Raw genomic sequence first — 11,137 nt, 5'->3', positions numbered from 1 at the left:
TGCGACCTGAACCAGATGGTGACCGCCACGATGCTCGCCGACACGGTCGCCCGGCTGGTCGGCGAGCTGCGCCGGGAACCGGCGGTGCGGCCCCTGGTCACCGCCGCCCTGGCCCGCGGGGTGGTGGTCGTCGGCGACGGCGCCACCCGACCCGACCTGACCGCTCGTCTGGTCGCTGCCCTGGGCCCCGCCGTGCATCGCGCCGCGTCGCCCCGGACCGCCGCGCTGACCGGCGCCAGCCTGGCCGCCACGGCGACGAGCCGGCACCTCGCCGGCAGTTGAGCCGGCACCTCGCCGGCAGTTGAAGACCTCGACCTCTGCGAAGGAGCCACGACGATGACGCACACTCTGCACGACCGCACCGAGACCCTGCGCGAGCTGCTGGAACGGCAGTTTCAAAGGCACACCGACCAGCTCACCGAGCTGATGGTGTACTCCCGGCAGCGCGACCACGGCGGGCACGACCCGGACACCCTGCGCCGGATGATCGAGGCCGCCCGGCAAGGCATCGCCGACACGGCCCAGGCGCTGCGACGGATGGCCGAGGGCACCTACGGCAACTGCGAGGGCTGCGGCGGCGAGATCCCGACGGCCCGCCTGGAGATCCTGCCCTCGACCCCGTACTGCGTCCCATGCCAGCAACGCCGCTGAGTCCGGTGTTGGCCATGAGTTCGGCCCCTTGAGGCGATGGCCGCGGGCTCCTTTCCGCGGCCTTCTCCTTGTGCTCATCCTGGGCGGGCGGTTGCGCCGGCCCCCGTCGGTGCCGTTATGAGATCGGGTACTCCGTCAGGTAGACCGGGGCGCGACGCGGCACCCAGCCCTGGCCCGCCTCGTACCAGGGCTGGCTGCTGAGCGTCGGGACATCCGAGATCACCCTGTCCGAACGGCATGGCGAGCGATCCCCGCACCGGGGGACTCGCTTCCCCTACGCGGGGAGACGCGTTCGATGTGCCGCCGGACCAGGGCCACTCTCCGGCGATCACTCCACCGTCCAGGCGATGGCGGGAGGGCGGACCCGAGCGCACAGCGGCCCGCCGGTGGCATCAGTCAACCCGACCCGGCCGACCAGCAGCCCGCTGCCCTCGTGTGCGGCGCGAAGCAGCTCGGTCGGAATGTCGGTGAACATCAACTTCGCCCGTCTGAACATCGCGAAGCCGTCATCGGTCACCGCGCCCCAGCTCAGATACAGGAATCGCGCTCCGGGGCGCCCATGCACCCACGGTCCGCCGACATCCAGCATCCCGTCGATCTCCCGGCTGGACACCTCGAAGCTCCACGTCGCCTTCGCCGCGTCGGCCGGTACCTGATCGACCACCTCGGCCTTGCGCTGAACCCCGACGTGCACATTGCCGAGCTGCAGTGCGTCGGCATCCGCACCAGCACGCCGCCCCGGGAGGTCAGTGCCGTCGATCCGGATCCGCATACCACCGACTCTAGTTTCTCGCCAGCTGCCAGGACATCTACGCCATCAGCGCACCGCTGGCGGTCGAAGCGGTCCGTCGCATCCTCGCCGGTCAGACGAGGACGAGCGGTGTCGCCTCCGCCGGCAAGATGTTCGACGCGCCCGACTTCCTCCGCGCGCTGTCCGCGCACATCTCCCTCGGACAGGCCAGCGGGTGAGGGGCTCACCACCGCCACCAGTCGCGCCACGCCGGCCGCGCGTCGGATAGCCGGCGGGTCGGCGAGCGGTGTGCCGGTCGGCGCCTTTGGAGCTGATTCGTCTATGACATCACCGACCAGGCGGGCACGGTGCGGCTCGCGGCTAGGAGCCGCCAAACCGCACGGCTGAATCGTCTACGACATCAGCTTCAAAGGCACCACACCCAGCCTCCCCACCCCGCCGCCAACCCACCGCAGCAGAGAGGTTCAATCTCTGCTGGGCAAGGTAGTCATCACACCGACGGCACTTGGTCACTACGCCGCTAGCTGGCAGGAGCACGGACGAGCGGACGGGAATTTGGGTAGCCGCCGCCGAATCAGGTGGAAACGTCCGAGCAGCTTCGCGAGGGCACCCTTCTTAGATACCGTGAGCAATCCGTGGTCAGCCAGTTCCGTAGTTAGGGACTTGGACAACGCCTTGCCGGACTGGAAGGAAGCCCTTACGTCAAACACGCCCTGACCATATGAAGTGCTTCAAGATCCTGCATGACTACCGAGACGTCCCTCAGAGCGCCACGATCGCCGCCGTCTCCGCCGGCAACTCGATCCGGTCCCGCATCACCGTGACCCCGTCCCCCGTGGCCAGAAGCACCCGCCGCGCCACCCCGGGCAGGCTGATTCCCTGCGCCTTGCCGGCGAGGTTCGCCGCCACCAACGTGTCGCCCCGGCGCATCAGCAGGAACTGGTCGCCGTGCCGGACGTCCACCGCGTGCAACCGCGGGTCGGACAGGTCGGGCCGGCTCTTCCGCAGGGCGATCAACCGCCGGTGGAACTCGTACATCTCGCGGTGTTCGGGCTTGTCCAGCTCCGCCCAGTCCAGCCGCGAACGCACGAACGTCTGCGGGTCCTGCGGGTCCGGCACGTCGCCTTCCGGCCACCCGTGCGCGGCGAACTCCCGCTTGCGGCCGGTGGCCACCGCGACGGCGAGTTCCGGCTCCGGGTGGCTGGTGAAGAACTGCCACGGCGTGGAAGCGGCCCATTCCTCCCCCATGAAGAGCATCGGGGTGAACGGCGCGGTCATCAGCAGCGTCGCCCCGACGCGCAGCAGAGAAGGGGAGAGCGAAGCGGAGATCCGGTCACCGGCGGCCCGGTTGCCGATCTGGTCGTGGTTCTGCAGGTACGCCACGAACCGGTGGCCGGGGGTGCGCTGCCGGTCCACCGGCCGCCCGTGCTGGCGGTTGCGGAAGCTGGACCAGGTGCCGGTGTGGAAGAACCCGCCGGTGAGCACGTCGGTGAGGCATTCCAGCGAGCCGAAGTCGCCGTAGTAGCCCTGCCGCTCCCCGGTGAGCACCGTGTGCAGGGCGTGGTGGGCGTCGTCGTTCCACTGGGCGTGCAGGCCGTAGCCGCCCGCCTCCCGGGGCGTGATCAGGCGCGGGTCGTTGAGATCGGACTCGGCGATCAGGGACAGCGGCCGGCCGAGGTGGGTGGAGAGCGCCTCGACCTCCACCGCCACCTCCTCTAGGAAGTGGGTGGCCCGGGAATCGGGCATCGCGTGCACGGCGTCGAGCCGCAGCCCGTCGACGTGGTAGTCCCGCAGCCACATCAGCACGCTGTCGACGATGTAGCGGCGTACCCCGTCGGAGTGCGGGCCGTCCAGGTTGACGGTGCGGCCCCAGGTGTTGCTCTGCTCGGTCAGGTACGGCGCGAACATCGGCGCGTAGGCCCCGGAGGGCCCGAAATGGTTGTAGACGACGTCGAGGATCACCCCCAGACCCTTGGCGTGGGCGGCGTCGACGAACCGCTTCAGGCCGTCCGGCCCGCCGTACGGCTGGTGCGGGGCGTACCAGCAGACCCCGTCGTAGCCCCAGTTGTGCTCGCCGTTGAAGGCGTTGACCGGCAGCAGCTCGATCATGTCGACGCCGAGAGAGACCAGGTGGTCGAGGTGGGCGACCGCCGCGTCGAAGGTGCCCTCCGGGGTGAACGTGCCGATGTGCAGCTCGTAGAGGACGCTGCCGGGCAGTTGCCGCCCGGTCCAGGCGCCGTCGGTCCAGGCGAAGGCGGCGTGGTCGTAGAGCCGGCTCGGCCCGTGCACCCCCGCCGGCTGCCACGCCGAGCGCGGGTCGGGCAGGGCGCGTTCGTCGTCGTCGAGCAGGAAGGCGTAGTCGGTGCCGGGGCCGGTGCCGGGCACCTCCACCCGCCACCAGCCGCCGGGGCCGGCGCGCATCTCGTGGTCGGCGGCGCCGGGCAGGCGCAGCCGCACCCGGGCGGCCTCCGGCGCCCACACCCTGAACTCGGTCATGAAGCAGCCTGCTTCCTACTACTTGCTCTCGGCTGAGCAGTTCGGATGATTCGCTCTCCGCTCGGCGATGGCCGGCTGGAGTCCTGGACCGGCAGTCTGGTCCGGTGGCGATCGTTCCTATCCTGCAGGATTTGCTTGACCCTGTGGTGCGGGGTGTGCAGGGCGATGTCGGGGTCGCCGGCTCGTCGCAGGATGTTGATCGCGGCGTTCACGTCGGCCTGCCACACCACCCCGCACGAGGTGCAGTGAAGCCGGTCTCCGCTGCGTCGGCCGAAGCCGCCGCAGCGGTGACAGGCTTGTGAGGTGTAGGCGGCATTCACGTGTACGAGTGCAGAACCTCTGCGCTCCGACACGTTGGCCAACGCCTCCGCGGTGACCCCTTTGGTCCACGCGGCGAGGCGTCGGTTGAGGTTCCTGCCGAACGTCTTGCGTCCGGCAAAACGCTTGGTGAGGTCTTCGGCGACCACGGTGGCGGCCTTGTCGACGACCCGGTGCACGGCGGTGAAGATCTCCGTGCGGACCTGCGCCCGGTGGCGAGCGGCCCGCCGGTCCCGCTTGACGTGCCCGAGGTTGTTGACAGTGATCCGGTGCGCTTTGGCGTGGTCACCGCGACGGGCGGCACTGTTGGCAATCGAGCGAAGCTTGGCCCGGCGCCGGTTACGCTCCTTCACCCGGTCCGACTCGGCGGCCAGCAGCTTGCCGAGGCGGATGCCGTGGTGCTCGCCCTCGGAGTCGGTCAGGGCTTCGGTATAGCCCTTGTCGACGCCGACCATCCGGTCGCCGCACGGTCTCTGCGACGACCGCATCTGCGACGCGTCGACCTGGTAATGCACCTCCACCCGGCCGCCGCGCAGGATCAGCCGGAGCGTGCCGGTCGGGGCCACCGTCGTAGACAGCGGGATGCGAACCGTCCTGCGGCGTTCGAGACCGGGGACCGCCAGCCACAGCCGGCCGCGCCCGTCAGCAACGGTGCGGTGATGGTCGGCGCGCACGACGATCTGATCGTGGGTGCGGTTCTTGCCTCGCTTCCAGTGCTTGCGCATGTGCCGGGCCAGGAACGGATCGTCCGCCCATCGGTCGCTCTTCAGCGCGGTGAGCATGCGTTTGCGCTCGGCCGGATTGCCCGTGCGCCGCAGGATCGCCCGCCGCACCTCGACCTTGGCCGAAGCCAGGCTCGCCGCCATGTCGGCCATGGCGTCGCGCACGGTCTCCTTCCACGCATTCGCCAGCACACCGAACCGCTGATGCATGCCCCCAGCCAGCCAACGGTCCCGCACCTGCCGATCCGTCAGCCCCGACCCGATTCCGCTGGTCGAACCGTACCGCTGCCACACCTCGCTGCGCACGCGACCCAGGCGGCGGGCCTGCTCCACGAGGGCCGCGTACTTGCCGACGTTCAGCCCGGCCGAGTAGGCGATCCGGGTGACCTTCAACTACTCGTCACTCTCCTTCCCGGATCAGCTGGTGGGAGCCAGCAGCGCGACGGGATAGGTAGCCAGCAGCTCGGCCAGAGGGGTCTCACCGCCACTGTAGACCCGACCGGTGAACAGGTCAGCAACCTCGTGAACTGGAGGTGACACGATCGTGTCCCGCCACCCGCCGGCCCGTGCCAGCCCGAGCGGGAGGCGGGTGGCGACGGCTATCGCGCCGCCCCGGTCGAAGGCGACGGCGTGCCGCCCGGCCGGCCCGTGTGTGGGCACCGGGCGGTAGCCGGTGAACAGCTCGGGGTGGTCCCGGCGCAGCCGCAGGGTGCGGGAGACCACCAGCAGCTTCGCCGCCCCGCCGGCGTCGACCTCGGGTCGCCAGCCGCCGTCGAGGCGGGCCAGCAGCTCGCGGCGTACGGCGAAGTCGACCGGGCGGCGGTTGTCCGGGTCGACCAGGGAGTTGTCCCACAGCTCGGTGCCCTGGTAGGTGTCCGGCACGCCGGGCATGGCCAGCTGCACCAGCTTCTGCCCCAGCGAGTTGGACCAGCCGGCCGGGGTGATCTCGGCGGTGAATGCGGTCAGCTCGGCGTGCAGCGTCGGGTCGTCGTACATCGCGTCGACCAGGGCGTGCATCGCGTCCTCGAAGGCGGGGTCGGGGTCGGCCCAACTGGTGGAGACCGACGCCTCCCGGGCGGCCTTCTCCGCGTACGCGTGCAGCCGCTCGCGCTCGACGGGCCAGGCGCCGACGGCGGTCTGCCAGAGCAGGTGGGCGAAGGCCGGGTCGGGCAGCGGGACGTGCCGCATCCAGCGGCTCACCTGCTCGGCCCAGCGCCCCGGCAGCTCGCTGAGCACGGCGAGCCGGGCCCGGACGTCCTCGCCGCGCTTGGTGTCGTGGGTGGAGATGGTCGTCATGCTCGCCGGCCAGCGCACTCCCCGGGCGGCGGCGAAGCGGTGGAACTCGGCCGGCGGGGTGCCGAAGTGGGCGGGGCTGCCGCCGACCTCGTTGAGCGCGATGAAGCGGCTCCACCGGTAGAAGGCGGTGTCCTCCACGCCCTTGGCCATCACCGCGCCGGTGAGCTGCGGGAAGCGCTTCGCCAGCTCGTCGTCGGGGTCGCGCAGCCGGCGGGTGACCGCGTCCAGGGTGCCGGCCAGGTCGGGACGGCGGCGGCCGGCCTCGGAGCGGGCGGCGGCGAGGTGCCGGGCCCCGTGCGGCGGGTAGCCCCGGTAGACGGCGAACGCGGCGGCCAGCTCGGCGAGGGCCGCGCGGGCCGCTTCGGTGTCCACGTCCGGCGCGAGGGCGGCGAGCCGGGTCAGCTCGGCCGAGAGCAGCCGGGTGGCGGCCTCCACCTTCGTGCCGTGGGTCAGGTCCTCCCACGAGGTGTGCCGGCCGGTGAGCCGGCCGTCGAGGGCGGTGAAGTCGGCCTCCGCGTCCGGGTCGATGAAGAGCCCGCAGACGGCGGGCAGCGCGTCGTAGCCGGTGGTGCCGTCGACCGGCCAGTCCGGCAGCTCCTCGCCGTACTCCAGGATCTTCTCCACGACCAGCCACGCGTCCGGCGCGGCCTCGCGCAGCCGGGCCAGGTAGCCGGCGGGGTCGCGCAGCCCGTCGGGGTGGTCGACGCGGATGCCGTCGACCTCCCCGGCCGCCGCCCAGCGCAGGATCAGCTCGTGGGTGGCGGCGAAGACCTCCGGGTCCTCCACCCGCAACCCGGCCAGGTCCGAGACGGCGAAGAACCGGCGGTACGTCAGCTCGGCGTCCCCCCGACGCCAGGAGACCAGCTCGTAGTGTTGCCGGTCGTGCACCTCGCGTGGGGTGCCGTCGCCGGTGCCGTCGGCGATCGGGAAGCGGTGCTCGTGGTAGCGCAGCTCCCCCTCGACCAGCTTGAGGTCGTCGAGGGCGGCCGGGGAGTCGGCGAGCACCGGCAGCAGCAGCCGCCCGCGGTCCCAGCCGATGTCGAACCAGTGCGCGTACGCCGAGTCCCGGCCCCGGCGCAGCACGTCCCACCAGGCGGGGTTGGCCGCGGGCTGGGCCACCCCGGCGTGGTTGGGCACGATGTCCACGACCAGGCCGAGGCCGGCGGCGCGCAGGGCGCGCAGCAGCCGCTGCCGGCCCGCCTCGCCGCCGAGTTCCGGGTTGACCGCCCGGTGGTCGACCACGTCGTAGCCGTGCGCCGAGCCGGGGGTGGCGGTCAGCAGCGGCGCGCTGTAGAGGTGGGTCACGCCGAGGTCGGCGAGGTAGCCGGCGAGGCCGGCGGTGGCGTCCAGGTCGAAGCCGGGGCGGACCTGCACCCGGTAGGTGGCGCCGACGGGGCTCGTCGTCGCCGTCGTGGCGCCCGGTCGGGGGGTGTCGGGCATGTCAGACCGTCCTCTCCAGCACCACCAGGGAGCGGTCCGGCACGCAGATCGCGCCGCCCGCCTCGACGACGGTGGTCTTCTCCGGTTCCGGTTCCGCGGTGCTGATCACCAGCTCCCACCGCTGGCCGAACTCGGCTCCGGGCAGGGTGAAGTCCAGCGGCGCGTCGTGGGCGTTGAAGCAGAGCAGGAAGGAGCTGTCGACGTGGCGCTGGCCGTACTGGCCGCGCTCGCGGATGCCCTCGCCGTTGACGAAGAGCGCGACCGAGCGGCCGAAGTCGTTGCCCCAGTCCTCGCCGGTCATCTCCCGGCCGTCCGGGGTGTACCAGGCCAGGTCGGGCAGGGGCTCGTCGACGTCCCGGCCGCCCACGGTCAGGCCGGTGAAGAACCGGCGGCGGCGGAACACCTGGTGCCGGCGGCGGAACTCGACCAGCTTGGCGGTGAACTCCAGCAGCTCGGCGTCGGCGTGCTCCCAGTCGACCCAGGCCAGCTCGCTGTCCTGGCAGTAGGCGTTGTTGTTGCCGCGTTGGGTGCGGCCCAGCTCGTCGCCGTGGCCGATCATCGGCACGCCCTGGGAGAGCATCAGCGTGGCGAGGAAGTTGCGCCGCTGCCGGGCCCGCAGGGCCAGGATCGCCGGGTCGTCGGTCTCCCCCTCCACGCCGCAGTTCCAGGAGCGGTTGTGGCTCTCGCCGTCCCGGTTCTCCTCGCCGTTGGCCTCGTTGTGCTTGTCGTTGTACGAGACCAGGTCGTTGAGGGTGAACCCGTCGTGGCAGGTGACGAAGTTGATGCTGTGGAACGGGCGGCGCCCGTCGTCCTGGTAGAGGTCGGCGGAGCCGGAGATGCGGGAGGCGAACTCGGCCAGGGTGGCGGGCTCGCCGCGCCAGAAGTCGCGGACCGTGTCGCGGTACTTGCCGTTCCACTCGGTCCACACCGGCGGGAAGTTGCCCACCTGGTAGCCGCCGGGGCCGACGTCCCACGGCTCGGCGATCAGCTTCACCTGGCTGACCACCGGGTCCTGCTGCACCACCTCGAAGAAGGTGGAGAGGCGGTCCACCTCGTAGAACTCGCGGGCCAGGGTGGCGGCGAGGTCGAAGCGGAAGCCGTCGACGTGCATCTCGGTCACCCAGTAGCGCAGCGAATCCATGATCAGCTGGAGCGAGTGCGGGCTGCGCACGTTCAAGCTGTTGCCGGTGCCGGTGTAGTCGACGTAGTAGCGCCGGTCCTCCTCGGACAGGCGGTAGTAGCTGTGGTTGTCGACGCCCTTGAAGCTCAGCGTGGGGCCGAGGTGGTTGCCCTCCGCGGTGTGGTTGTAGACCACGTCGAGGATGACCTCGATGCCGGCGGCGTGCAGCGCCTTGACCATGCCCCGGAACTCCTGCACCTGCTGCCCGAGGCGGCCGAGGGCGGAGTAGCCGTGGTGCGGGGCGAAGAAGCCGATGGTGTTGTAACCCCAGTAGTTGCGCAGGCCCAGGTCCGCCAGGCGGTGGTCGTGCACGAACTGGTGCACCGGCATCAGCTCGATCGCGGTCACCCCGAGCGTCCGCAGGTACTCGATCATCGGCGGGGAGGCGATGCCGGCGTACGTGCCGCGCAGCTCGTCGGGGATGTCCGGGTGGCGCATGGTCAACCCGCGCACGTGCGCCTCGTAGATCACCGAGTGGTGGTACGGGGTGCGCGGCGGCTTGTCGTTGCCCCAGTCGAAGTAGGGGTTCACCACCACCGACTTCGGCATGAACGGCGCCGAGTCGGTGGTGTTGATGCGGTCCGGGTGGCCCAGGTCGTAGTCGTAGACGGCCGGGTCCCACCGGACGTCGCCGTCGATCGCCTTGGCGTACGGGTCGAGCAGCAGCTTGTGCGGGTTGCAGCGCAGCCCGTTCGCGGGGTCGTACGGGCCGTGGACGCGGTAGCCGTACCGCTGTCCCGGCTCGATCCCGGGGATGTACGCGTGCCAGACGTACGCGTCCACCTCGCGCAGGGTGACCCGCCGCTCCGCGCCGGTGTCCCACTCGTCGAACAGGCACAGCTCGATCGACTCGGCCACCTCAGAGAAGATCGCGAAGTTGGTGCCCATCCCGTCGTAGGTGGCCCCCAGGGGGTAACGCTCACCCGGCCAGACCTGCATGTCGCTCCTTCGGCACAAGATCATGAGCGCGCACCGCACCATGAGCTCACCACGCGGCGGGGCCGGTGGCGCGCACGCGGGTTATGCCCCGCAGCCTCCACCGCCAATCCAACCGTTCGGCCGATGACCGGAATCCACCCGACTGACGCGCGGTAAACCTTCAGGTGTCCTCCGTCACGATGGCCCGTTTCGAGGTGCGCGATCGGTCTCGATGCCCTTTGCTTGTTCGCGGGACGCGCCCACGCGTCTCCACTCGGCCCTCGGCCACCCCACCACCTCCTTTCCGCCGTCACCGGCGCCGGCGCGTACCACCACGCATGGACGGAGATTGATGTGACCACCCTGCGGGTCGGCGAGCCGCTCGCCACCGCCGCGGACCGGATCCACCGGCCCACCCTCACCTCCCGGCCGCAGACCCCGACCCAGGCCGGGCCGGGCACGCCCCCGCAGACCCGCCGCATCCTGATGCTCTCCTGGGAGTACCCGCCGGTGCTGGTGGGCGGGCTCGGCCGGCACGTGCACGCCCTGTCGGTGGCCCTGGCCGCCGCCGGGCACGAGGTCACCGTGGTCACCCGCCACGCCGACGGCGCGCCCCTGGAGGAGTACGCCGACGGCGTACGCATCATCCGCGCCGCCGAGGACCCGGTCACCTTCCCGCTGGCCACCTCCTCCCTGCTGGCCTGGACGATGGCCTTCAACCACACCCTGACCCGGGCCGCCCTGCGCGCCACCGAGGCCGGCTCCTACGACGTCATCCACGCCCACGACTGGCTCGTCGCGCACACCGCGATGACGCTGCGCGAGCACCTGGACATCCCGCTGGTCAGCACCATCCACGCCACCGAGGCCGGCCGGCACCAGGGCTGGTTGCCCGAGGAGATGAACCGCACCATCCACGGCGTCGAGCAGTGGCTGGCCACCGAGTCGGGCCGGGTGATCGTCTGCTCCGGCTACATGCGCGACGAGGTGACCGGGCTGTTCGGCGTACCGGCCGGCCGGGTCGACGTGGTGCCCAACGGGGTGGAGCCGCACCGCTGGAAGGTGCCGGTGGCCGCGGTGGCCACGGCCCGGGCCCGCTTCGCCGGGGACGGCCCACTGGTCACCTTCGCCGGCCGGCTGGTCTACGAAAAGGGCGTGCAGCACCTCATCGCCGCGCTGCCCCGGCTGCGCGAACGGCACCCCGGCCTGCGCGCGGTGATCGTCGGCGACGGCCCCTACCGGGGCGAGCTGGAGGCCGAGGTGCACCGCCTCGGCCTGGCCGACACGGTCAGCCTCCCCGGCTTCCTCGGCGGCCCCGACCTGCCCGCCGTGATGGCCGCCTCGGACTGCTTCGCGGTGCCGAGC

General features: G+C 71.4%; 7 protein-coding genes and 1 pseudogene. 3 read left to right on the top strand and 5 right to left on the bottom strand.

All coding sequences use genetic code 11. The features are described from left to right. Positions 1-282 (top strand): annotated as a pseudogene (locus NCC78_RS20240) (cell shape-determining protein MreB); the annotation flags it as partial. A gap of 54 nt (positions 283-336) precedes the next feature. After that, on the top strand, positions 337-651 hold the full coding sequence (locus NCC78_RS20235) for a TraR/DksA family transcriptional regulator (RefSeq protein WP_250796281.1): 315 nt from the start codon (positions 337-339) through the stop codon (positions 649-651). Between the two features lie 328 nt (positions 652-979). Here NCC78_RS20235 and NCC78_RS20230 read toward each other — a convergent pair whose 3' ends face one another. The 5 genes from NCC78_RS20230 to glgX all read right to left on the bottom strand — a co-directional run bounded on the left by NCC78_RS20230 (position 980) and on the right by glgX (position 9,793). Then, a complete protein-coding gene (locus tag NCC78_RS20230) occupies positions 980-1,423 on the bottom strand; it encodes a DUF5990 family protein (protein WP_250796279.1) in 444 nt (147 codons plus the stop codon). 741 nt (positions 1,424-2,164) lie between these two features. Then, positions 2,165-3,898 carry a malto-oligosyltrehalose trehalohydrolase gene (treZ, locus tag NCC78_RS20225; RefSeq protein ID WP_250796278.1) on the bottom strand — a complete coding sequence of 578 codons (1,734 nt, stop codon included), beginning with the start codon at positions 3,896-3,898 and terminating at the stop codon, positions 2,165-2,167. Next, the gene (locus tag NCC78_RS20220; protein WP_250796277.1) at positions 3,895-5,331 is read right to left on the bottom strand and encodes an RNA-guided endonuclease TnpB family protein; all 1,437 of its coding nucleotides are present in this window, start codon (positions 5,329-5,331) and stop codon (positions 3,895-3,897) included. The genes treZ and NCC78_RS20220 overlap by 4 nt, the downstream gene beginning before the upstream one ends. A 24-nt stretch (positions 5,332-5,355) precedes the next feature. After that, positions 5,356-7,674, bottom strand: coding sequence for a malto-oligosyltrehalose synthase (gene treY / locus NCC78_RS20215; RefSeq protein ID WP_250796275.1), 2,319 nt, complete (start codon positions 7,672-7,674; stop codon positions 5,356-5,358). 1 nt (position 7,675) lies between these two features. Beyond that, a complete protein-coding gene (glgX, locus tag NCC78_RS20210) occupies positions 7,676-9,793 on the bottom strand; it encodes a glycogen debranching protein GlgX (RefSeq protein WP_250796274.1) in 2,118 nt (705 codons plus the stop codon). A gap of 333 nt (positions 9,794-10,126) precedes the next feature. Between glgX and NCC78_RS20205 the strand changes: the two genes are divergently transcribed. Continuing rightward, positions 10,127-11,137, top strand: a 1,011-nt coding sequence (locus NCC78_RS20205; protein ID WP_250796273.1) for a glycosyltransferase family 4 protein, incomplete at its 3' end; no start/stop codon positions are given.

Source organism: Micromonospora phytophila (assembly GCF_023656545.1).
Taxonomy (GTDB): Bacteria; Actinomycetota; Actinomycetes; order Mycobacteriales; family Micromonosporaceae; genus Micromonospora; species Micromonospora phytophila.
This window is presented reverse-complemented; position numbering and strand designations above follow the sequence as displayed.